This window comes from Arthrobacter pascens (assembly GCF_017052465.1).
In the GTDB taxonomy this organism is placed as follows: domain Bacteria; phylum Actinomycetota; class Actinomycetes; order Actinomycetales; family Micrococcaceae; genus Arthrobacter; species Arthrobacter pascens.
Genome location: NZ_JAFHKT010000148.1, coordinates 197,700 through 221,110, shown reverse-complemented (window position 1 = coordinate 221,110; position 23,411 = coordinate 197,700). Strand labels below are relative to the sequence as shown.

The 23,411-nt window shown below is 67.9% G+C and carries 18 protein-coding genes; 3 read left to right on the top strand and 15 right to left on the bottom strand.

Annotation, left to right across the window (positions count from 1 at the left end):
• Window positions 1-10 precede the first annotated feature (10 nt).
• The 3 genes from JYA52_RS17100 to tdh form a co-directional block, all read right to left on the bottom strand.
• Window positions 11-1,117: an NAD(P)/FAD-dependent oxidoreductase gene (locus JYA52_RS17100; RefSeq protein WP_205654413.1), complete on the bottom strand. Its 1,107-nt coding sequence runs from the start codon at window positions 1,115-1,117 to the stop codon at window positions 11-13.
• Window positions 1,118-1,161: 44 nt separating this feature from the next.
• Window positions 1,162-2,358, bottom strand: coding sequence for a glycine C-acetyltransferase (locus tag JYA52_RS17095; RefSeq protein ID WP_205654411.1), 1,197 nt, complete (start codon window positions 2,356-2,358; stop codon window positions 1,162-1,164).
• A 71-nt stretch (window positions 2,359-2,429) separates the two neighbouring features.
• The gene (gene tdh, locus JYA52_RS17090; protein WP_205654409.1) at window positions 2,430-3,476 is read right to left on the bottom strand and encodes an L-threonine 3-dehydrogenase; all 1,047 of its coding nucleotides are present in this window, start codon (window positions 3,474-3,476) and stop codon (window positions 2,430-2,432) included.
• Window positions 3,477-3,614: 138 nt separating this feature from the next.
• On the opposite strand from tdh, the gene JYA52_RS17085 reads away from it, so the two are divergent.
• A complete protein-coding gene (locus tag JYA52_RS17085) occupies window positions 3,615-4,523 on the top strand; it encodes a LysR family transcriptional regulator (RefSeq protein ID WP_205654408.1) in 909 nt (302 codons plus the stop codon).
• On the opposite strand, the gene JYA52_RS17080 is transcribed toward JYA52_RS17085, so the two are convergent.
• The 5 genes from JYA52_RS17080 to JYA52_RS17060 all read right to left on the bottom strand — a co-directional run bounded on the left by JYA52_RS17080 (window position 4,520) and on the right by JYA52_RS17060 (window position 10,435).
• A complete protein-coding gene (locus JYA52_RS17080; RefSeq protein WP_205654407.1) occupies window positions 4,520-5,245 on the bottom strand; it encodes a prolipoprotein diacylglyceryl transferase in 726 nt (241 codons plus the stop codon). The two genes, JYA52_RS17085 and JYA52_RS17080, sit on opposite strands and share 4 nt — an antisense overlap.
• 177 nt (window positions 5,246-5,422) lie before the next feature.
• On the bottom strand, window positions 5,423-6,931 hold the full coding sequence (gatB, locus tag JYA52_RS17075) for an Asp-tRNA(Asn)/Glu-tRNA(Gln) amidotransferase subunit GatB (RefSeq protein ID WP_205654405.1): 1,509 nt from the start codon (window positions 6,929-6,931) through the stop codon (window positions 5,423-5,425).
• Entirely contained in the window at window positions 6,931-8,520 is a 1,590-nt protein-coding gene (gatA, locus tag JYA52_RS17070; RefSeq protein WP_205654403.1) for an Asp-tRNA(Asn)/Glu-tRNA(Gln) amidotransferase subunit GatA, read from the bottom strand. Before gatA ends, gatB begins: the two co-directional genes overlap by 1 nt.
• Before the next feature lie 4 nt (window positions 8,521-8,524).
• Window positions 8,525-8,821 carry an Asp-tRNA(Asn)/Glu-tRNA(Gln) amidotransferase subunit GatC gene (gatC, locus tag JYA52_RS17065; RefSeq protein WP_205654401.1) on the bottom strand — a complete coding sequence of 99 codons (297 nt, stop codon included), beginning with the start codon at window positions 8,819-8,821 and terminating at the stop codon, window positions 8,525-8,527.
• Window positions 8,822-8,950: 129 nt separating this feature from the next.
• The gene (locus JYA52_RS17060) at window positions 8,951-10,435 is read right to left on the bottom strand and encodes a CitMHS family transporter (RefSeq protein WP_205654399.1); all 1,485 of its coding nucleotides are present in this window, start codon (window positions 10,433-10,435) and stop codon (window positions 8,951-8,953) included.
• A 255-nt stretch (window positions 10,436-10,690) separates the two neighbouring features.
• Between JYA52_RS17060 and JYA52_RS17055 the strand changes: the two genes are divergently transcribed.
• Together JYA52_RS17055 and JYA52_RS17050 are read left to right on the top strand one after the other, a co-directional pair.
• Entirely contained in the window at window positions 10,691-12,454 is a 1,764-nt protein-coding gene (locus JYA52_RS17055; protein WP_205654398.1) for a sensor histidine kinase, read from the top strand.
• Window positions 12,455-12,466: 12 nt separating this feature from the next.
• Window positions 12,467-13,129 carry a response regulator gene (locus JYA52_RS17050; protein WP_205654396.1) on the top strand — a complete coding sequence of 221 codons (663 nt, stop codon included), beginning with the start codon at window positions 12,467-12,469 and terminating at the stop codon, window positions 13,127-13,129.
• 105 nt (window positions 13,130-13,234) lie between these two features.
• On the opposite strand, the gene JYA52_RS17045 is transcribed toward JYA52_RS17050, so the two are convergent.
• From JYA52_RS17045 to JYA52_RS17015, 7 genes are all read right to left on the bottom strand, one after another.
• Window positions 13,235-13,618, bottom strand: coding sequence for a RidA family protein (locus JYA52_RS17045; protein ID WP_205654394.1), 384 nt, complete (start codon window positions 13,616-13,618; stop codon window positions 13,235-13,237).
• 89 nt (window positions 13,619-13,707) lie between these two features.
• Complete coding sequence (locus JYA52_RS17040; protein ID WP_205654392.1) at window positions 13,708-14,211, bottom strand: GNAT family N-acetyltransferase; 504 nt, start codon at window positions 14,209-14,211, stop codon at window positions 13,708-13,710.
• A 95-nt stretch (window positions 14,212-14,306) separates the two neighbouring features.
• A complete protein-coding gene (locus tag JYA52_RS17035) occupies window positions 14,307-15,128 on the bottom strand; it encodes an inositol monophosphatase family protein (protein WP_205654391.1) in 822 nt (273 codons plus the stop codon).
• Window positions 15,125-17,371: an NAD-dependent DNA ligase LigA gene (gene ligA / locus JYA52_RS17030; protein ID WP_372433904.1), complete on the bottom strand. Its 2,247-nt coding sequence runs from the start codon at window positions 17,369-17,371 to the stop codon at window positions 15,125-15,127. The genes JYA52_RS17035 and ligA overlap by 4 nt, the downstream gene beginning before the upstream one ends.
• Window positions 17,372-17,469: 98 nt before the next feature.
• On the bottom strand, window positions 17,470-18,141 hold the full coding sequence (locus tag JYA52_RS17025) for a hypothetical protein (protein WP_205654389.1): 672 nt from the start codon (window positions 18,139-18,141) through the stop codon (window positions 17,470-17,472).
• Window positions 18,142-18,231: 90 nt separating this feature from the next.
• Complete coding sequence (locus JYA52_RS17020) at window positions 18,232-22,689, bottom strand: type VII secretion EssC family protein (protein WP_205654388.1); 4,458 nt, start codon at window positions 22,687-22,689, stop codon at window positions 18,232-18,234.
• Window positions 22,686-23,390: an FHA domain-containing protein gene (locus JYA52_RS17015; RefSeq protein ID WP_205654386.1), complete on the bottom strand. Its 705-nt coding sequence runs from the start codon at window positions 23,388-23,390 to the stop codon at window positions 22,686-22,688. Before JYA52_RS17015 ends, JYA52_RS17020 begins: the two co-directional genes overlap by 4 nt.
• Window positions 23,391-23,411 lie beyond the last annotated feature (21 nt).

Sequence of the window (23,411 nt, the reverse complement as noted above, 5' to 3'; positions counted from 1 at the left end):
ACTCCATTCTTCAGCGCCGGATGGACCACCGCGTGGCGGCGAGCGCGTCTGCTGTCCGGGATTCCGGACTCGCCCCCGCGCTGCCGCCGCGTCCCGCAAGGATCTGGGCAGCGGCGATTTCGGCCATCGCGGACGACGTTTGGAATCCGTACCCGCCCTGGCCGGCGAGCCAGTAGAAACCCGCTGCTTCGGCGTCGAACCCCGCTACCGGCACGCCGTCGGCCGCTTCGGTGCGCAGGCCCGTCCATGCCGTGCGGACGGCGCCGATCCCCAGCGTCGTCAGGGAATTGAGCCGGGCGATCAGCCGCTCCACATCGCCGGGGAACGGCCGGGCGTCCTCCGCTGCGCTGGCAACGTGTTCCGACGGCGAGACCAGGACATCCGCCCCCTCCCTGCGGAAGTAGAAGGAGTCGTCCGCTGCCGCCACCATGGGGCTCCCCTCGGGAAGGGAATGCTCGACGGCGGCAATCGCCGCCGTGCGCCGGTACGGCTGGAGTCCGAGCTTCTCCACCCCGCTGATGACCGCCACTTCGTCCGCCCAGGCTCCAGCGGCGTTGACGAGCACGCCGGCCTGGAAAGCCTCCTGCCCTGCACCGACCTCCCAGCCGCTGCCGAGGCGCTGGGCCGAATGGAGCCGGGCGCCGGTGATGATGTCCGCACCCGCGGCCACGGCCCGCGCCCGGTGGTCTTCGAGCAGGACCGGAGCGTTGCAGCCGAAGGAACCGGTGTCCAGGCCCGCCGCCGAGAAGCTTCCGGGCTTCAGGACCGGGCACAGCTCCAGGGCTTCGGCGTGGCTGATTATTCGCATCTGCCCGCTGGCTTCCGACCTGACGGTTTCGTCGTCGCCGATCAGCATGAAGCTCCGCGGGGACAACACGGGGCCGGGAAGCTCGGCGTCCCTCGCCGCGATCAGCTCCAGGGTGCGCACCGTGAGCTCCTGGACCACGGGCGGGCCATAACTGGGGATCAGTTGCCGGGCCGAACGGGAGGACGTGTGGTACGCCAACTGCTGCTCGGCTTCGACCAGCGCCACGCTGCATTTGCCTGCCAGGGCGGACGCCAGGGACAGGCCCGCGATCCCGCCGCCGATAATGACCACGTCATAGGTTGCTGCCATGGCTCCATCCTTGCAGACGCATCGTGGGTTCCCTCGGCTTGCTGCTAGGCAGCGACCGCATTCCGGCTCTTGACGAAGGCCTGCACGCAGGTCTCGACGTCGTCGGCACTGTGCGCCGCCGACAGCTGCACGCGGATGCGGGCCGCTCCCCGCGGCACCACAGGGAAGCTGAAGGCCGTGACGAAGACCCCGTTCTGCAGCATCTGATCGGCAACTTTCGCCGCCTGGACGGCGTCGCCGAACATCACCGGAACAATCGCGTGTTCGCCGTCGAGCAGTTCAAAGCCTTCCTCCGTCATGCGGCGGCGGAACAGCGCCGCATTCTCGAACAGGCGGGTCCGCAGTTCGCCGGAGGTCTCCACGAGGTCGAGGGCCTTGATGGTGGCAGCCACGATGGCGGGGGCCACGGAATTGGAGAACAGGTAAGGGCGGGCCTTCTGCCGCAACATGGCAATGACTTCGCGGCGGCCGGAGACATAGCCGCCCGATGCCCCTCCGAGTGCCTTTCCGAAGGTACCCGTGTAGATGTCCACGCGGTCAGACACACCGGCGTGCTCCGGGGTTCCCGCGCCGGTGGCGCCCATGAAGCCCACGGCGTGGGAGTCATCCACCATGACCAGGGCATCATGCTTTTCGGCGAGGTCGCAGATGGCCGCCAGCGGCGCCAGGTAGCCGTCCATCGAGAAGACTCCGTCCGTGACGATGATCTTGCGGCGGGCGTCCTTGGCCTCCAGGAGCTTCGCCTCCAGGTCTGCCATGTCCTGGTTGGCGTAGCGGTAGCGCTGCGCCTTGCAGAGCCGGATGCCGTCGATGATCGACGCGTGGTTCAGGGCGTCGGAGATGACGGCATCTTCCGGTCCGAAGAGCGATTCGAAGACGCCGCCGTTCGCATCGAAGCAACTGGAGAACAGGATGGTGTCCTCCGTTCCGAGGAACGTGGACACACGGGCTTCAAGCTGCAGGTGGAGGTCCTGGGTGCCGCAGATGAACCGCACGCTGGCCATGCCGAAGCCGCGTTCGTCCATGGCAGCCTTGGCCGCGGCGATGATGTCCGGGTGGTCGGCCAGGCCGAGATAATTGTTGGCGCAGAAGTTCAGGACCTGTGAGGTGTCCTGCCCGATCTGGCCTGCGGCGATGCGGTTGGCCTGGGGGGAATCGATGTGCCGCTCGGTCTTGTAGAGGCCGGCAGCGCGGATCTCATCCAGTTCGCTGCGCAGCTGGTCCTTGATGGCTGAATACATGGGGTGCTCCTCGGCTCGTGGTAAGTCTCGTGTTTTCTTGATGAATGGGTGCGGCGCTGCGGGAGGTCGGTTCAGACGTCTGACCAGTCGAGCACAACCTTGCCGCCGACGCCCGCGCGGGCAATTTCGAAGCCCTTCTCCCATTGCGCCGCCGGCAGCACGTCCGTGACCACGGCGGAGATGTTGGCGTGCAGGGTGCGGTTGGAGGACAGCATGGCGCTCATGGCGTACCAGGTCTCGAACATTTCGCGGCCGTAGATACCCTTCAGGGTCAGCATGTGGGTGACCACCTTGCCCCAGTCGATGTCGATCGACTGGCTGGGCAGGCCCAGCATGGCGATGCGGCCGCCGTGGTTCATGTTGTCGATCATTTCCGGCAGGGCGGTGGGGTGGCCGGACATTTCCAGTCCGATGTCGAAGCCCTCGCGCATGCCCAACTCGCGCTGTGCCTCCCGGACACGCGTCTTGGAGACGTCGATGGCCAGGTCAACGCCGAGCTGGCGGGCCAGCTCCAGCCGCGGGGCCGAAACGTCCGTGATGGCGATCTTGCGGGCGCCGGCGTGGCGGGCCACCGCGATGGCCATGAGACCGATGGGCCCGGCGCCGGTGATCAGCACGTCCTCGCCGACCAGGGGAAAGCTCAGGGCGGTGTGGACGGCGTTGCCGAAGGGGTCGAAGATCGCCCCGAGCTCCGGCGTCACGGAGGGATCCTGGTGGACCCACACGTTGGTTTCCGGAATGACCACGTATTCGGCGAATGCACCGTCCCGCTGCACGCCGACGCTCACCGTGTGGATGCACATCTGACGCCGCCCCGCGCGGCAGTTCCGGCAGATGCCGCAGACCACGTGCCCCTCGCCGGAAACACGGTCCCCCACCTTGACGTCCCGGACGTCTTCGCCGATTTCCACCACCTCGCCGTAGAACTCGTGCCCGGCGATGAGGGGCGCCTGGATGATGCCCTGGGCCCAGGCGTCCCACGACTGGATATGCAGGTCCGTGCCGCAGATGCCCGTGGTCATCACACGGATTTTAACGTCATCGGGGCCCGCCTCAGGCTCCGGACGGTCGACCAGCTCGAACCCGGCGTGAGCGCCGGCCTTGTACAGGGCCTTCATTGGCATCCTTACGTTGGGCATGCGCTCAAGCGGCATGCGGGGCGGAATCTCCCTTCATTAGAGCCACTCCAACGCGTTAGCACAAGGGGATTCTTCTCAATCGACGATTTAGGAATTGCTAAGGCATAGGATGGGGCCATGGAAATCCACCAGCTTGAAATGCTGCGCGAGCTTGGGGCCCTCGGAAGTGTCAAAGCCGTGGCGGACACACTGCTTGTCACGCCGTCGGCGGTCTCCCAGCAGCTGGCACAGCTGCAGAAGAGCGTGGAGGTTCCGCTCACGCGCAAGGAGGGCAGGAACCTGGTCCTCACGGAGGCCGGCCAGGTGCTGGCGGACGCCGGGGCCGCCGTCGTCAGCGCCATGGCCGATGCCCGCATGGCGATCGGCGCCTACCGTGGATCCACGGTGGCGCCGGTGACGGTGAGCGGGTTCCACAGCGCAGGGCAGGCGCTGTTCGCCCCGCTCGCGCGTCTGCTGGACGGGTCCGACAAGCCGAAGGTCCAGCTGTTTGACGAGGACGTGGCTCAGCAGGATTTCCCCGCCCTCACGGCACGGTACGACCTGGTGCTAGCCCACCGCATGGACCACAGCCCGCGCTGGCCCACTGAGCGGGTGGCGGTGATTCCCCTCGCGCATGAGCCCCTCGACGTGGCCCTTCCGGCGGGACACCGGCTCGCCGCCCAGCCGTCACTGGAACCGGACGACGTCGTCAGCGAACCCTGGGTGACCAGCCGCACGGGCTACTCACCCGCGGACGTGCTGTCCGCTGTTGCCGCCGTTTCCAGCCGTGAGCTGAACATTGTGCACCGCATCAACGACTACTCCACGGTGGCGGCCCTGGTGGCGGCGGGCGGCGTGATCGGGCTGCTGCCCAGGCATACGGCGCGGCCCGTGCTGAATCCGGACATTGTGTTGCGCCCGCTCAGGGGGATCAGCACGCGCCGCAGGATCGACATCCTGGCCCGGCCGGAGAACCTCAAGCGGGCGTCCGTGATGATGGTGTGCGAGGCGTTGGAGGACATCATGGCCCGCCTGGTCCACGACTAAGGCGCATCATCGGCTTGGCCTTGGCCTTCGCCTTTGGCCTTGCCCTGACCGAGTCCTTTGCCTTGGCTCTGCCCTTGCCTTTGGCCGGCTCCCTTACCTTGGCCGAGCCCCTTTCCTTGGCCGAGCCCCTTTCCCTTGGCAGCGGCGCCTTCGACGATCGCCGTCGCTGAGATCGACGTGCCGTTCTTGATGCCCCTGATGCGCACGGTGTCGCCCTGCTTGAGGTCCGCGGCGGTGGCGGCGGACGGCTTCACTCGCTTGCCGGCGTCGTCCTGGGGTGCTGGTGCGGTGCCCTCGCTTGGTGGGGTGCCGTCGGCAGCGGCTGCGGGCCGCTTACGGATCTTGGTGTCGGCGCTGATGGCATAGGCCAGGGTGTAGCCGTCCTCGCTCTTGACCGTGATCGACGTGTCACTCACGGACTCCACGGTGCCGAACTGTGTTATCCGCGTTTCCAGGCTTCCGTCGCCTTTTTTGACCACGCTTTCGCTGTGAAGCTCGCGCCCCTTGCCCTGGCCCTTTTTGGCTTCCTCCGCTTTTCCCCGGTCACCAGGCGCTGGCGGAGTGGCCGTAGGTTGCGAGGCAACGCGCTGTGGGTCAGCGTCCCCGCGCCCGGCGGTCTCCTCGGCAGCCCGGACCATGGCTGGCCCTGCACCGCACAGGGCGAGTACCACGGCGCCTGCAAGCAGGGCCCGACGTAATGTTTTCGGGTGTGGAACCGGCATGGCATGTCCTTCCGCCGCACCGGCGGGACTCCGGCGCCCTCAGTCCACACTTTAAGGCCGCGACCTTGTGGAGAACATGGAGCCAAAAACCCGTTAACCCCCAACTGGGTCACAGCCCGCGCGGTTCCAGGCATTCAGAACGGCGTAGCTGCGACCCAGTTGGGTGGAGGGGAGGCGTCAGGCGCTGACGCCCAGCTTCTCCAGGATCAGCTCCTTGACGCGGCCGGCGTCGGCCTGGCCCCGGGTGGCCTTCATGACGCCGCCGACGATGGCGCCGATGGCCTGCAGCTTGCCGGCGCGGATCTTGTCCGCGACGTCGGGCTGCGCGGCGAGGGCTGCATCGATGGCTTCCAGGAGGGGACCGTCGTCGGACACGACAGCGAGGCCGCGCTTCTCGACGATTTCGGCCGGGGTGCCTTCGCCGGCGAGCACGCCGTCGAGCACCTCGGTGGCCATCTTGTTGTTGATCTTGCCCTCTTCCACCATCTTGCTCAGCTCGACGATGGTGGCTGGCTCGACGCCCAGCTGGCCGGGGTCGACGTCGGCATTCTTGGCGCGGCCCACGATCTCGCCCATCCACCATTTGCGTGCCACGGACGCCGTGGCACCGGCGGCGATGGTTTCCTCGATTTCGTCCATCACGCCGGCGTTGACGACGTCGCGGAACTCGAGGTCCGAGTAGCCCCAGTCCGCCTGGAGCCGCTTGCGGCGGGCTGCCGGCGGTTCGGGCAGCGTGGCACGCAGTTCCTCGACCCATTCGCGCGAGGCGACGACGGGAACGAGGTCGGGCTCCGGGAAGTAGCGGTAGTCATCGGCGTCGGACTTGGCCCGGCCCGACGTCGTCGTGCGCGTGTCCTCGTGCCAGTGGCGCGTTTCCTGGATGACCGGCTCACCGGAGTCCAGCACGGCGGCGTGCCGCTGGATCTCGTAGCGGACGGCATGTTCGACGGCGCGCAGCGAGTTCACGTTCTTGGTCTCGGAGCGGATGCCGAAGCGTTCGCGGCCGTGCGGGCGCAGCGACACGTTCGCGTCGCAGCGGACGTTGCCGCGTTCCATCTTGGCGTCGGACACACCGAGGTTCTTGACGATTTCGCGGACCGCGGCGACGTACGCCTTGGCCAGTTCGGGAGCGCGCGAACCGGCACCTTCGATCGGCTTGGTGACGATTTCCACCAGCGGAACGCCGGCCCGGTTGTAGTCCACCAGGGAGTAGTCGGCGCCCTGGATGCGGCCCGCCGAGCCGCCGAGGTGGGTCAGCTTGCCGGCGTCCTCCTCCATATGGGCGCGCTCGATTTCAACGCGGAACACGGTGCCGTCGGAGAGCTCGATGTCCAGGTAGCCGTCGTACGCGATCGGTTCGTCGTACTGGGAGGTCTGGAAGTTCTTCGGAGTGTCCGGGTAGAAGTAGTTCTTCCGGGCGAAGCGGCAGTAGTCGGCGATCTTACAGTTCAGCGCCAGGCCGATCTTGATGGAGGATTCCACCGCGGTCCTGTTCAGCACAGGCAGCACGCCCGGCATGCCGAGGTCCACCTCGTTGACGTTGGTGTTGGGCTCATCGCCGAACACGTTGGGCGCCGAGGAGAACATCTTCGTCTTGGTGTTCAGCTCCACGTGGACCTCGAACCCCAGCACGGGATCGTACTTCTCCATGGCCTCTTCGAAGCTCAGGATTGCGTCGGTGCTCATTATTTTGCCTCCTGGGCGTCGACGAGGGTCTCGACAGGCTCGACCACCGGTGAAGCGGTCAGCTCAGGAGCACTGTCCAGGAGAGGACCGCCCCATTTCTCCTCGAGAAGGGATTCCAGCACGGCGCCCACGCGGTACAGGCGGGCGTCCTCCCGGGCAGGGGCCAGCAGCTGGATGCCGACGGGCAGGCCGTCCTCATCCGCCAGGCCGCCGGGCAGGGACAGCCCGGGAACGCCGGCCATGTTGGCCGGAATGGTGGCGACGTCGTTCAAGTACATCGCCAGGGGGTCGTCCAGCTTCTCGCCCAGTTTGAAGGCCGTGGTGGGGGCCGTCGGGGAAATCAGGACATCTGCCTTGGCGAAGGCGGCGTCGAAGTCGCGCTGGATCAGGGTGCGGACCTTCTGCGCCGACCCGTAGTAGGCGTCGTAGTAGCCGGCGGACAGGGCGTAGGTGCCCAGGATGACGCGGCGCTTGACCTCGTCGCCGAAGCCGGCGGCCCGGGTGGCCCCCATGACACGCTCAATGGTCAGGGGCGGCTCCTCCGGGAGCACGCGCAGGCCGTACCGGACGCCGTCGAACTTGGCCAGGTTGGAGGAGGCCTCGGACGGCATGATGAGGTAGTAGGCCCCGAGGGCGTACTTGAAGTTGGGGCAGGAAACCTCAACGATTTCCGCTCCCGCCTGCCTGAGCAGCTCGAGGGACTCGTTGAAGCGGTTCTCGACGCCGGCCTGGTAGCCCTCGCCGTGGAGTTCCTTGATGATGCCGATCTTCATGCCGTCCACGTTGCCCAACCGGGCGGCGGCCGCGAGGTCGGCCAGCGGGTCCGGCAGCGAGGTGGAGTCATGCGGGTCATGGCCGCCGATGACCTGGTGCAGCAACGCCGAGTCCAGGACGGTGCGGGACACGGGGCCGATCTGGTCCAGGGAGGACGCCATGGCGATGGCGCCGTACCGGGACACACCGCCGTACGTGGGCTTCACGCCGACGGTTCCGGTGACGGCGCCCGGCTGGCGGATGGATCCGCCGGTGTCGGTGCCCAGCGCGAGGGGTGCTTCGAAGGCGGCGACGGCGGCTGCCGATCCGCCGCCGGAGCCGCCGGGGATGCGGTCCAGGTCCCAGGGGTTGCGGGTGGGGCCGAACGCGGAGTGCTCCGTGGAAGAGCCCATGGCGAATTCATCCAGGTTGGTCTTGCCCAGGATGGGCATTTTTGCGGCGCGCAGCTTCTGCACGACCGTGGCGTCGTACGGGCTGTGCCAGCCCTCGAGGATCTTCGAGCCGGCCGTGGTGGGCTGGCCGATGGTGACGATGAGGTCCTTCACGGCGATCGGGACGCCGGCGAGCTCGTGGAGTTCCTCGGCGGCAGCGCCGCCGGCGGCGCGGATGGCGTCCACCTCGGCGGCCACGGCGAGCGCTTCTTCGGCGTTGACGTGCAGGAACGCGTGCACGCCCCGCTCTCCCCCGTCGACGGCGGCGATGCGGTCCAGGTGCGCCTGGACGACCTCGACGGCGGTGACCTCGCGGGCGGCCAGCTTGGCGGCAAGCTGGGCTGCGGAGAGGCGGATCAGCGGGGTGCTGTTGTTTTCAGTCATGTGTTTATGCCTCATCCAGGATTGCCGGGACCTTGAAACGGTTGTCATCGGAATCCGGAGCTCCGGAGAGTGCCTGCTCGGCGGTGAAGGTGTGCCCCACCACGTCTTCGCGGAACACGTTGTTCAGCGGAATCGGGTGTGAGGTGGCCGGAACGTCGTCTCCGGCGGCTTCGCTGACGGATTTCACCGCATCTACGATGACGGCCAGCTCGCCGGCCATCCTGTCCAGCTCTTCAGCACTCATCTCAATGTGCGCGAGCCGCGCGAGGTGCGCGACGTCGTCACGGTTGATCGCAGCCATGGATCTCCCCTGCAATGTAGTTGGTTTCCCCATAGTCTACGTGGCAAACGTCAGTGCCCGCCTGACGACCCCCAGCGGGCTCCAGGCGGGCACTTCCGGCCGCGCGGCGGGGCCGCGGGCAGCTACAGGTTAGCCGAGGCCGATCGCCCCGGTCAGCATCCCGACGCCAAGCATGACCAGCGAGACGACGGCGCTGCGCCACAGCACTTTCTTGTGGTGGTCGCCCAGGTCCACCTTGGCGAGCGAAACCAGCAGCAGGATCGCCGGAACCAGCGGGCTCTGCATGTGGAACGGCTGCCCGGTGATCGAGGCACGTGCCATATCGGCGGCGCTGATGCCGTAGTGACCGGCCGTCTCGGCCAGAACCGGCAGCACGCCGAAGTAGAAGGCGTCGTTGCTCATGAAGAACGTCATGGGGATGCTGAGGACGCCGGTGATCACGGCCATGAGCGGACCCATGTCCGACGGGATGATCTGCACGAGCCAGGCGGACATGGCCTCGACCATTCCGGTGCCGGTGAGGACGCCGGTCAGGACGGCGGCGGCCATGACCATGCTCACGACGGCAACGATGGACGGGGCGTGGGCCACGAGCTGCGCGCCCTGGTCCTTGACCTTGGGGAAGTTCACCAGCAGGGCAATGGCCGAGCCGACCATGAACACGTACGGCAGGGGGACGAGGTCGGCGATGAGCATGCCCATCACGGCGACGGTGAGGCCCAGGTTGAACCACTGCAGCTTGGGGCGGAGGGTCTTGCGGTTGGGGTCCAGGGCGGTGTCGGCCATGGCGGTGTCGCTGTCATCCACGAGGGTTTCGGTGCGTTCCAGGACGGCAACGGAGGATCCCTCCGGGGAGAGGCCGCCGGGGCCTCCCGCTGCGGGGACGGGTGCGGAACCGGAGCCGCCGGTGCGGCTGCCGCCGGCGGACGTTCCGCCGTCGAACGCGTCGGTAGTGAACGGTTCTGCCGTGGACGGCGTCCCCCAGATTTCCGGCTGGGTGGCGCGGAGGCGGTTGCGCTCCTGCAGGCCGAGCAGCCAGGCGAAGGCGAGGACGACGGCGAGGCCGGCGATCAGCGACGGGATCATGGGAACGAAGACGTCGTTGACGTCGATTTTCAGGGCGGTGGCGGCGCGGGCGGTCGGGCCGCCCCACGGCACGATGTTCATGGTGCCGTTGGCCAGACCGGCGACGCAGGTGAGGACCACGGGGCTCATCTTGAGGCGCAGGTAGATCGGCAGCATGGCGGCCGTGGTGAGGATGAAGGTGGTGGAGCCGTCGCCGTCGAGGGAAACTGCCGCCGCCAGGAGCGCGGTGCCGAGCACAACCTTGGCCGGGTCATTGCCCAGCTTGCGCAGGATGAACCGGACCAGCGGATCGAACAGCCCGACGTCGATCATCAGGCCGAAGTAGATGATGGCGAACATCAGCAGGGCGGCGGTGGAGGTCATGGACTTCATCGAGTCCATGACCATGTCGCCGATGCCGAGGCCTGCGCCTGCGAACAGGCCGAAAACGGTGGGGACAATTATGAGCGCCAGCACTGGCGTCAACTTCTTCGTCATGATCAGCACCATGAAAACCGCGATCATGGCGAATCCAAGTAATACCAGCACAGCCGGCTCCTTCTTGATGAACGGCACCACCCCGATGTGATGCGCACTACAGACGTTAGAGTGGCGTCCGTCACCGCCGTGCCTTTGGCTCAATTGATTGGCATACTGCTTATTGGGAGCATTTTGCGCATTGTGCTCACGGCCGCCCGGACCGCCTGCGCACAAGCTGTGTTGTTTCCCCGACATTCCCCGATATTGCCTGACCCATACCATTGGCAGCCCTGCCTGCCTTGTCCTGCCTCGAGGAGGAGCGCCATGACCGGACCGTCCCGGCGGCTGCCGCTGCGGTTCTCCACGCAGACCCTGCTGCTGCAGCTGGGCGTGGTGCTCCTTGTTGTGCTCCTCAGCGGAGCCGTCCATGCCTGGCTGACCTTCGAACGCCTGGGCCGCGAGGCGGAGAACCAGGCGCTCACGCTGGCCCGGACCGTGGCCTCGGACCCCTCCGTGCGCGCGGACGTGGCGGCCATCAGCCGGCTGCCCGGCACTCCCCCGCGGGACCAGCTGCTGGCCGGCCCGCTGATGGCGGCGGCGGAAGGTGCGCGCAGCCGGACCGGTGCCCTGTTCGTGGTGATCACGGACGAAACGGGACTCCGGCTGGCCCACCCCGAGGCCGAGCGGCTTGGCGAACGCGTCAGCACGGACCCCTCGGAGGCGCTGGCGGGACGTGAAGTCACGACGCGCAACACCGGGACCCTGGGGCCGTCGGCCGGTGCCAAGGTGCCGGTTTTCGCACCGGGTGTGGGCTCCGGGGCCGGCTCCGGCACCGCCGGGCCGCGCACTGTGGTGGGCGAAGTCAGCGTGGGCTATTCCACCGAGACCATCGGCCAGAGCCTCGCGCGCGACATCGTGCCGATCGCCATGACGGCGGCGGGGTCGCTGCTGGCCGGGGTGCTGGCCTCGTTCCTGCTCCGGCGCCGGCTGCAGCGGCTCACGCTCGGCCTGGAACCGGAGGAGATCAGCACCCTGGTGCACGACCAGGTGGCCGTGCTGGAGGGCGTGGACGAAGGTGTGGTGGGCGTCTCCGCCGACGGCCGCATCAGCGTCTTCAATGCCGCAGCCCAGCGGCTCCTGGGGCAGCCGGACCTGTCCGGCACGCTGTGGTCCGGGGCGCCGGTGCCGCCGCAGCTCAAGGCCCTGACGGAGGCCGACGCCAGGGAGGGCGAAGCCGTCGAACTGATCGCCGGCGGCCGGGTCCTGGTGGCGAGCGCCCGCAAGGCCCTGCACCGCCAGGAGGACCTCGGCTGGGTGGTCATGCTCCGCGACCGCACCGAGCTGCAGCACCTGACACGCCAGCTGGACGCCGTCGGGACCATGTCCACGGCGCTCCGGGCACAGCGGCACGAGTTCGCCAACCAGCTGCACACCATCGCCGGCTTCATGAGCATCGGCCAGCACCAGCAGGCACGTGAATACCTGGCCCGGCTTGCAGCCACCGGGCCGCTGAAATTCCCGGTGGACCAGGCCGAGCTCCTGCAGGACCCCTACCTGCAGGCCTTCGTCGGCGCGAAGGGCGTTGAGGCGGACGAACGCGGCGTGGCGCTCCGGATCGGGCCGGAAACCCTGGTGCGCGGCCAGGTCACGGAACCGCAGGACGTGACCACCGTCCTGGGCAACCTGATCGACAACGCGGTGAACGCGGCGGTGGCCGGCTCGGCCGGCGAGCGCTGGGTGGAACTTGAGCTCCTCGACGAACCGTCGGACGACGGCGGGACCCTGCACATCGTCGTCGCCGACTCAGGCGACGGGCTGCCCGGCGGGACTGATCCCGAAGACGTGTTCGCCGAAGGATTCACGACGGCGTCCGGCAGGGTCCGGCCGGCAGGGGGCCAGGGCCTGGGGCTGGCCCTCGCGCGGCAGCTGGCACGGCGCCGCGGCGGCGACGTCAGGGTACTGGAGCCCGGCGGCGAGGGCGGACCCGGCGCCGTGTTCATGGCGACGCTTCCCGGGACGACGAATTCCAGCAAGGACGCGCATGGCCGCACGGGCGACAAGCAGGCTTCCAAGCGGAACGACGGATGAGATAGGACGATGATGTCTGAGGATTTCAGGGTGCTGATCGTGGATGACGACTTCCACGTGGCCAAGCTCCATGCCGCCTACGTGGATTCGGTAGCGGGCTTCCTGGCGCTGCCGCCGGCCGGATCGGCCTCGCTGGCGCTGCAGTCCATCCACAGCCTGCGGCCGGACCTGGTACTGCTGGATGTGTACCTGCCGGACGCCTCGGGCCTGGATCTCCTGCACCAGCTCGACGTGGACACGATGATCCTGAGCGCGGCGTCCGATGCCGCGTCGCTGCGGACGGCGTTCCGCCGCGGCGCCCTCGGGTACCTGCTGAAGCCGTTCACCGCCGAGTCCCTGTCCCAACAGCTTCGGTCCTATGCCCGGTACCGGCGGATCCTTGGCCAGCCCGGGGCGTTGGATCAGGACACCGTGGAGCGGGCCAAGCGTGCCCTGATCCCGGGAGATGTCTCGCCGTCGGCCAAGCCGCGCTCCGCCACCGAGGCGGCAGTGCTGGAGTCGCTGGTGCCGGGCGAGCAGTATTCCGCAGCCGACGTCGCCGGACGGGTGGGTGTTTCCCGGGCCACCGCCCAGCGGTACCTTTCATCGCTGGCCGATGACGGCGCCGTCGAAATCCAGCTCCGGTACGGGACCACGGGCCGTCCGGAACACCGCTACGGCCTCCCGACGTCCTAACCCAAGCAGCGCGAACAGGCAGCTAATGCCCTCAAAACCTGGATTTAAGGGCATCAGCTGCCAGTTCGCGGAGGGGCTGGGGGCTGGGGGCTGGGGGCCGGTGTGCTAGCTGGCGCTCTTCTGCGCGACCAGTTCGATTTCCACGAGCATCTCGGGGTCGAGGAACGGCAGCACGTGAACCAGGGACAGCGTGGGGCGGATTTCGCCGAAGACCTCGCCGTGGGCGCGGCCGGCGTCTTCCCACTTGCTGATGTCGGTCAGGTAGAGCTTGGACTGCACGACGTCGGCGAGGCCGAAGCCGGCATCGGCCAGGACCGTCTCCAGCTTCTGCAGGATATACCTGGTCTGCTCGTAGAAGTCGCTGCCGACGATGCCGTTCTCGCCGCTCGACGATGTGGCCGAGATGTACAGCGTGTTGTCCACCTGGACTGCGCGGGAATAGCCGAGCGTCTGTTCCCAGACGGAGCCGGTGCCGAAGGTCTTGCGCATGGTGCGCCTTTCACTGGGGCCGCATGCCGGCCTGGTGGTTTCGCACCTGGGCATGGGCCGGGGAATGAGTCGGCACCACTCTAGGTCGGTCAGACGTCCAGCCGGAAAACCAGCAGCTTTATGTCGGTGTCCGGCACGAACCAGTCCCGCTCGGGAACGCGATGGAAGCCTGTCTTCCGGTACAGTCCGTGGGCGCTCTCCCAGGTCCCGCCGGTGGTCAGTGCCACGGCGCGGATGCCGTCCAGCGACCTGGCGTGCCCGATGATGGCTTCAACCATCGCCCGGCCCGCACCGCTGCGCTGCACCGCCGGGTCCACCACCAGCATCCGGAATTCGAGTTCGTCGTCGAGTGCGATGTCCGCATACGGCTCGCCGGCGACGGCCAGCGTAACGGAGCCCACAACCTGCCCGTCCCGCTCGGCGACCCAGATGGTTGCCTGCGCCGCCCGCCTGGCCACGTCCTGGATCTGCTTCATGTACGGGTGGTCTGCGCTGTCAAAGTATCCCGCCGCCAAGTAGGAGTCGCGGGTAATACGCGCTATCGCCCCGTAGTCGGCGGGGACGGCTGGACGGACAATGATCTGCGGCTGCACCTGTCAATGCTAGGTCCGCCAGCCGGGTGCCCCGCGCGAAACAGGCGTTTCCGTGACGGAAGTATCACCGGGCCGGGCTGGGGCCGGTGTTCCGCTCAGAGCGGGAACTTGCCGGAAAGCTCCAGGGTTCCCGCGCAGGTCCAGGCTGCCAGCCGTTCCTCGTCGGAGGGCCCGCCGTCGAGCGGACTGGTCAGCCGGGGCCTGCGCACCCAGCAGCCGGCTTCCTCGGCGATCAGCGCTCCAGCCGAAAAATCGTGCTCGTTGAGGCCACGTTCACCAAAGGCGTCATGCGTGCCGTCGGCCACAAGGCACAGGTCCAGGGCTGCAGAGCCAAGCCTCCGGATATCGGCGAAGCCCTCCATGAGGCCGCCGAGGACACTGGCTTGGTCCTCCCTCGTGGCGGGGTCATAACTGAAGCCCGTGGCAAGGATCTGCCCCGGGCGCCCGGTTACCGGTCCGGTGAGCTGGGTCCGGCTGCCGTTCTGTTCGAGCCAGGCGCCGTGGCCGCGGGACGCGTAGTACACGCGGCCCAGGGCCGGGGCATTCACCACTCCGGCCAGCCACACGCCGTCGGCGTCGGCAACTGCCACGGACGTGGCGTAGTAGACGATGTTGCGGATGAAATTGGTGGTGCCGTCCAGCGGATCAATGGACCAGCGGAGACCGCTCGGATGCTCGGGGCGTGTGGTGCCCTGTTCCTCGCCGGTAATGGTGTCCTGCGGGCGGGCCGTCCGGATGGTGTCCCGGACGGCCTTCTCCGCCGCCAGGTCGAAGGCGGTGACCCAGTCCCCTGCGGCCCCCTTGTTGCTGACATTGCCCGACTCCAGGGGCCGGTCGCTGCGGGTGGACAGGACTGCGGCACCGGCGGCAGCCGCGGCCTTGGCCACCTCAAGCAGTCCGTTCAGGTCCTGGCTCACTCTGCATCCTCCCCGGCTGCGGCAGCCAGGTGGTCTGAATCTTCGCCACCATTGGCGTCCGTGGTGTTTTGCCCGTTTGCCAGCAGTTCCCGGAATCCGTCCTCGTCCAGGACGGGCACGCCCAGCTGTTCCGCCTTGTCCAGCTTTGTCCCGGCATTATCACCGGCGACGAGGTAGCTGGTGTTCTTGGACACCGAACCGGCCGCCTTGCCGCCGCGGATCAGGATGGCTTCCTTCGCCTCGTCGCGGCTGAAGTGTTCCAGCGTGCCCGTGACCACGAGGGTCAGCCCTTCGAGTGTGCGCGGGGTGGATTCATCCCGCTCATCCTCCATGCGCACTCCGGCAGCAGCCCAGCGGTCGATGATTTCGACGTGCCAGTCCTCGGCAAACCATTCCTTAAGCGCGGCGGCAATGGTTGGGCCCACGCCGTCAACGCCGGCGAGCTCCTCCTCGGAAGCCTGCCGGATGGCGTCCATGGTTCCGAAGTGGTTGGCGAGGGCACGCGATGCCCTCGGACCGACGTGCCGGATGGACAGGGCCACGAGCACGCGCCACAGGGGCTGGGTTTTGGCCTTGTCGAGTTCCTTGAAGAGTTTCTCGGTGGTTGCCGTGGGCTTGGACGGTGTCTTCGCCGTGCCCTTGCTGAAGAAGTAGGGCACGAGCTCGTACTCCCCCGTGCCGACCCCCTTGGACCGCTTCTCGCGCCGGATCTTCACCGGAGCGAGATCCTCCCGGGTGAGGTCGAAGAGGGCGGCTTCGGTGGTGAGCGGCGGAACTTCCGGTTCCGCCGGCTGGGTGAGGGCAATGGCGGCCTCCCAGCCCAGTGCTTCGATGTCGAACCCTCCCCGGCCGGCGAGGTGGAAGACCCGCTCACGGAGCTGGGACGGGCAGGACCGCGCATTGGGGCAGCGGATGTCCACGTCCCCTTCCTTCCCGGGAGCAAGCGGCGTTCCGCAGGACGGGCATTCTGTGGGCATGACGAAGTCGCGCACCGGAGGGTCCTGCTGGTCCCGCAGGGCCAGCACCGGGCCGACGATCTCGGGAATGACGTCGCCGGCCTTGCGCAGAACCACGATGTCGCCGATCTTCACGCCTTTGGCCTTGACCACGTCCTGGTTGTGCAGCGTGGCCATTCCCACGGTGGATCCGGCCACCTTGACCGGTTCCATGATCCCGAAGGGGGTGACCCGGCCGGTGCGCCCGACATTCACGGCAATGTCCAGAAGCTTGGTGTGCACTTCTTCAGGCGGGTACTTGTAGGCCACGGCCCAGCGCGGAACACGGGTGGTGAAGCCCAGTGCGCGCTGGGTGGCGAAGTCGTCCACCTTCACCACAATGCCGTCGATCTCATGCAGGAGGCTGTGACGCTTGTCCCCGTACTTGGCGATGAATTCCAATACTTCCGCCAGGCTGCCGAGCACCTCGAAGTACGGACTGACGGGCAGCCCCCACTCCGCCAGCTGCTTGTAGGTCTCGGACTGGCTGGCGCCCGGCAGGCCGTTGCGGGCGCCGATCCCGTGGACGAACATCTTCAGCGGCCGCTTGGCGGTCTCGGCCGGATCCTTCTGGCGCAGTGAGCCCGCCGCCGCGTTCCGCGGATTGGCCAGCGGAGCCTTTCCGGCCTCGATGAGCGCCTCGTTGAACTCGGCGAAGGCTTTGGACGGTATGAACACCTCACCGCGGATCTCCATCTCGGCGGGGAACCCGCTGCCGTTGAGCTGCTGCGGGATTTCCTTGATGGTGAGCACATTGTGTGTGATGTCCTCGCCCGTGGTCCCGTCGCCGCGGGTGGCCGCCCGGACCAGCTTGCCGTCCCGGTACAGCAGGTTGACGGCAAGGCCGTCGATCTTCAGCTCAGTCAGCCACGCCGCAGTGGGACTTCCAAGTTTGGCGATGCCCGCCTCTGCCTTGGTGATCCAGGCTTCCAGCTCCTCGAGGGAAAACACGTCCTCGAGGCTGTACATCCGCTGCAAGTGTTCGACGGCGGCAAAGGCCGCCGACACTTCCCCGCCCACTTCCTGCGTGGGCGAGTCGTTGGACACCAGCTCGGGGTGGAGCGCTTCAAGCTCCTCCAGCCGCCGGAACAGGGTGTCGAACTCCGCATCGGATACGAGCGGTTCGTCCTCCTGGTAGTAGGCGAACCGGTACTTCCTGACGAGATCCGCCAGGTTCTGGTATTCGTCGCGGACCGACTCGGACGGAATCGCTTCCGGCTCGAGCTGGTCAGTTCCGGATGCTGCCATGTCAGTGGGACCTGACGCTGTGCTTGATGCTGTGGGGCCTGATGCTGTGCTCACAGACCTATCTTGCCTTACACCCCGGACATTGTGCGCCGACGCCACTACCAGTGGGAGGCGAGGCGGTTCCGGATCCAGAAGGCGAACACGAGTCCGCCGATGCCAACCAGCAGGACACCTCCCATGAGGGCGAAGAGGCCGAATATCCCGACTCCCGGCCCGTTGTCTTCCACGCTGACCACCGCCTCGGGGCTCCCCTCCGTCGGGGATGCCATGGGCTTGGTCCACGCGGAATCCGCCGCCGCGCTGGACGTCGGGGCGCCCGTGGTGGATGCGGACGAGGCCGTGGCGGCCGGCACCGGGACCGCAGCAACCGCAGGTGCGATCCCACCGTTGGCGGCGGGCACCAACGGGCGTGGCTGGGCCGTGGTTGCCGCGGGTTCCGGAGTAACAGACGGAATCGGCTCTGCGGGCTTCGGCCTTTCCGGTGCCGGGGCGGGTGCCGGGGCCGGCGCGGGTGCCGGGGCGCGCGTTGGTACCGGCGCAGGCGCGGGGGCCGGCGCGGGTGCCGGTGCAGGCGCGGGAGCGGGAGCGGCCGTTGGAGGCGCAGGAGCGGACGTGCTCGGAGCAGGCGGAGCTGGCGACGCCGTACACTGTCCCGGCAGGCAATCTGTGGCGTGCACCGGACCGGCGGCCGCAACGGACGCGGTGAACGCCAGCATTGAGGCCGCCAGTCCGGGCAGCACAGTGGTGCGCAGGCTGTTGGATCGGATCATGTGGTTACCTTTGCTGGGCGAGCCGGGGCTCCCCCGCGCCGGAATTTGTCCCGGGTATCTTCCTACACGCTCCCGCGGATCACCAAATCCCTACTGCCGGTTTTCCGGCGGCAGGGCGATCTGGAGTTTGCGCACCTTGCCCCTGCCGACGATGTAGCCCCTTCCCGGAATGAAGTCGGAACTGACCCTCCCGAGTGAGGTGTTGAGCAGGCTGTCGCCGTCCATGTCCCCCGGGTTGATCAGGAGTCCGCGCCTTCCGGACTTGAACGGCTGGGCCAGTGACCATGCAGAGGACCAGGTGGACGTCTCGGATTCGCCCACCACCCACTGGTCGGCCTTGATCGAGGACGTGACGAGCCGCTCGACGCCGGATTCCGCGAGGGTGCCAGTGAACTCCGTGAGCCCCTCGATGAAGACGGCCAGCTTCCCCGGATTGGCCGAGGAATGGTCCGTCAGCGCCTCGACCGCCTCCTCGACGTCGTCGGCCCCCACCAGCGAACGGTTCCAGACGGGCAATGACGCCACGGCCGATCTCCGCGAGGCGATGTACACCAGTTCGGCATCCGGGTTCGACCGGCGCAGCGCGTAGGCCAGGGTCACCAGCGCCACGGTCCGCCCGGATCCAGGGGGCCCGGCGAGCAGCAGGGCGCCCTTGGCCATGAGGACGGCGGGCTGGAGCGTCTCGTCATCGATGCCGACGACGGGCTGGTCCGGCCGACCGGCGGGCAGGATATCCAGGTCCACCTGCTCCGGCAGCCGCTCAATCCGCGGAGCCCGCTCGACGCCCTGGCGAAGCATGGCCTCGCTGAGCTTGTGGACCTCCCGGGCCTGCAGGGCCAGGTTGGAGTTGCCGCCCAGGACGGCCAGCTGCACCTCGTGGCCGCCGAGGAGGCCGCGCCCGGGAGGCGAGGCCTTGCCCAGGACATCCTTCGGGACGTCCATTGTCATGTAGTCATCCTCGGAGGACAGCCGCAGCACCAGCCGGCGCTGGATGGAGGCAAGCAACGACGGCGGGACGGAGTTGGGCCGGTCACCGGCAACAACCAGGTGGATGCCCAGGGGACGGCCGTCGGTTGCCAGCTGCAGGAAGATGTCCCACAGCCCGGACAGCCGCGTGTATTCATAGGCTTCCCGGAAGGCGGACATGCCGTCCACGAGCACGAAGATGCGCTTCTCGTCCGGCATGCCGGCCAGCTTCCGGTATTCCACGATCGTGGATGCCCGGACTTCGGCGAAGCGGGCGGCCCGGTCCTCGGCGAGGTCGCGGAGCCAGCGCAGCAGCCGGCCCACACGCTCGGCGTCGTCGCCGTCGATGATCTCGCCCACGTGCGGGAGCTCCTCGAGCATCGTCAGGCCGGCGGAACCGCTGTCGATGCCGTACACATGGACCGGGCCGCCGCGCGGCGTCACGGCCGCCGCGATGGCGATGCCCCGCAGGGCCGCCGACTTGCCCGAACCGCCCGTGCCGTAGATGGCCATGTTGCCGTCCTGATCCGGCTCGTAGAAGACCGTGGGCTGATCCTGGTGGGCAGGATCGTCGGCGACGCCGAGCAGCAGCCGCTCGTCGGTGCGGGGGTTGGGCAGCAGCGAGAAGTCATAGGTCATGGCCAGCTCATTGAGCCACGGCTTCCGCGGCGGTTCGATGGCCAGCATGTCCGCGGCCCGGATGACGTTGGCCGTCATCCTGGCAATGTCGTTGGGCCCTGCGGGTTCTTCCCTGACGGCAGTCTCCGGAGCCGGGGTTTCCCAGACGGGGCCGGAACCAAAGGCCATCTCCACTATGTCGATCTGCGGGCGCTGCGGCCGCTCCGTGGTCCAGCCGCCGGCATAGCCGGTCTGGAACCCCTGGATGCGGCCCGGACCGGTCTTCGCCGCGCCGCGCCCCGGAATGGAGGGATCGAAGTAGGCGGCGTCCGGCACGCCCAGGATGTCCGTGGCATCGTCCTCATCGGCCATCCGCAGCGCCACCCGGAGGTTGGTGTTGGCGCGCAGGCTCTCCTTGATGACACCGGCCGGGCGCTGCGTCGCGAGGATCAGGTGCAGCCCGAGCGACCGGCCACGCGCGGCGACGTCAACCACTCCGTCCACGAATTCCGGCACTTCCGTGGCCAGGGCAGCGAACTCGTCCACCACGATCACCAGGTAGGGCGGCGCCTCGGGATCGGCGTCGCGCTGCAGGGCCAGCAGGTCCTTGGCCTTCTTCCGGTTCAGCAGGCGTTCACGATAGTGAAGCTCTGCGCGGAGGGAGGTCAGCGCGCGGCGCACCAGGTGCGGGGAAAGGTCGGTGACCAGGCCCACCGTGTGCGGCAAGTGCAGGCAGTCCGCGAAGGCGGCGCCGCCCTTGTAGTCCACGAACAGAAAACTGACCCGGTCCGGACTGTAGGCGGTGGCCATGCCCAGCACCCAGGACTGCAGGAACTCGGACTTGCCGGCGCCGGTGGTGCCGCCGACCAGCGCGTGGGGCCCTTCGTTCTTGAGGTCCAGGTACAGCGGCTCGACGCCCTTGGATCCCACCAGGGCGCGCAGGGATCCGTTGTCCTTGCGGTTCGCGACAGCGGTGGACCGGACGGAGTTATTCTCCTGCCAGCGTTCAACCACCGCGTCGGGGTTGTCCAGGAAGTCCTTGCCGATCAGCGCCGCGTAGGACACGGCCCGCGGCAGGTTCGAGTCGTCCTCCAGGGGCTTCCCGGCGTCGACCACGGGCGAAAGCATGCGGGCCAGCTGGCCCGCGAGTTCGGCGTCGAGGCTTTCGCAGCTGACGGGGTACGTATGGCGTCCCAGCCTCACCTGCCCGGTGGTGGTGCCGTGTTCGCCGTCGACCTCCATGAAGTCGCGGCACGCGGCGGGAAGCGCTTCCACACCGGTGGCCACCCACAGAACGTGCACTCCGGAGTCGGGCCCGCGTTCCACCAGCCGGGTGAGCCGTCCACGGTCCACAGGGGCGTCATCCTCGATGATGACCAGGACCGAGGGCAGCACCGGGGCCGGAATTTCCCCGTCGTCGCCGTGGATGCCGGGCCTGGGAGCCGGGCCCGGCGACTGCAGCTTGGATTCGCGGGATTCCACCAGTTCCTCGAGGCGTGCCAGCAGGCTCGCCCCGCTGGCCGATCCCGTGGCCAGGTGGTCGCCGGGGAGCGGGCTGTGGCTCGAGCCGACGTGCGGAAGCCACTGCAGCCAGTTCCAGCGTTCCCGCGAACGGGTGGAGGTGATGGCCGCCACGGCAACCTCGGCGGGCGAATGGAGTCCCACCAGCTGCAGCACCATGCCGCGGGCCACATCGTCCACCAGCCCGCGCGGGCCGGCCAGTCCGAAGGCGCCGGACGAGCGCAGCTGGGACACCACGGGCACGCCCTCGATCTCCCGGAACTGGTCCAGGCACGCCTGGATCTCGAGCCGGTACTCCGCGTCCGTCGCCGAGGTGTTCGGCTCCTCAATCGGAATCCGCGACGGCGCGGTCCCGAGCCCGAAGCGAAGGCCCAGGAAGCCGGGGTGCTCAGGACGATGGGTCCAGAGCAGCGGTCCGAGCTTGTAAATCGAGTCCACTGTGTCGCTGACCGATGGAGCCTCCTGCAGCCGGACGGCCCGTTCCACCTGCTGCAGGGCGGTGAGATCCTGCCGGAACGCCGCCATGGACTCCCGGTACTCCTTGAGCTGTTCCTTTCGTTCCCGCTTGCTCTGCAGTTTCTGGTCCACGTAGTGCCCCACGATGAACAGCGGCATCATCAGCACGAAGAGCATCGACAGCAGGCTCTGCGTCACGGTGAAGAGGACGGCGCCCATGATCAGCGGGGCAATCAGCATGATGTAGGGGAAGGCGTGGTGGTCCGGGCGCTTCGGTCCTGCCGGCGGCATCCGCCGGGCCGGAGCGAACCGGGGCACCACCCGCGGCGAACGGTTGAAGTCCACCAGGGGCGACGTCGGTGCTGCCGCGCCGCTGCGGGCCAGCGGCACCACCGTGATCTCGGTGTCCCCCAGCGTCACGGTGTCCGAGGAGCTGAGCGTGGCCCGGGTGATGGGCAGCCCGCCCATCTGCAGTCCGTTGGCGGAGTTCGTGTCCACAATCTCCACGCTCTCGCCCACGCTGATGCGTGCGTGCCGCTTCGACGTGAGAGGGTCCGTGAGCCGGATGTCCGCGTCCCGGTCCCGGCCGATGTAGCTGGCGCCCGACGGCAACGAGAACTCCCGCCCGACGTCGGGCCCCGACAGGATGCGGAGCGTCGCGGCGGCAGGGCCGCGGCCGGCCGCCTGGCCTGCTCCCGGGATGCCGAACTGCTCGCTGACCTGCGTCAGGGATACGACCGATCCGGGCCGCAGGCCCGATTCCAGCAGGTGGTCGCCGCGGTTGAGCACGAGGCCGCGCATGCCACCGGCCACGAACGCCTCGTCGATGCGGAGCGAGAGGTTCGGCGGTGCGGGGTCGTTCCGCCGCCCCGGATCAGCGGTCCAGAGTTCCGCCGCGATGTCGGCCACGGTGGCGAGGCCGTCCACTGTGACGGCAAGGTCTTTGGCTTCGGCGGGATCACGGCGCAGCGTCAGTCGGATTCTCATCCTTCGTCGACCCCTCTCATCTTGTCGATCAGGTACAGGTCATCGGGGGTCACCAGGTGCGAGGTCACGGCATGCTCCACCAGCCGGGCACGCCGGTTGGTGGCCAGTTTGCCGCCCCCTCCCCTGAGGCCGGCCACGCCCACCCGGTCCAGCTTGTCGCACACGTTGTCGAGCTTCCGGTTGAACCTGGTCAGTGCCCAGCCGAGGGTCTTCGCGGCCGCCGCGGACGACGGTATGGCGCTGAATCCCGTGCCGTCCCTGCGCAGCATGGGCTCGGCGAGGGCGACGATCAGTGCCTTTTGGGAGTCGGTGAACACGACCGGGCCGATGGTGGTGTCCCCGGCGGTGTCGTCCCCGCGGGTTTCCTGCCGGAAGGTGGGCGTTTTCACGTGAACGCTGAATTCATAGGTGGTGGGACCCGCCGTGAAGATGATGTTGGTGTGGCTGAAGACCAGGGGCAGCCGGGCGCCCGGCGAAAGCCACGCCTGCATGCCGCCGGAGGCGTCGGCCACGGTGGCCGAGAGCATGCTGCCGACGTTGCTGAGCCACCAGATGCCGTCGTACCTGGCAATCTGGAGGAAGCGGCGGTGGAGGTAGGGGTTGTCGTCCACCTCCAAGTCGCCTTCACGGCCGATGCTGAAGACGTCGTCGTCCGATGGCTCGTACCACTCGCCGCAGAAATCTACCGCAAGATCTCCCATTTTTTCCGTGTCTCCTTGTTA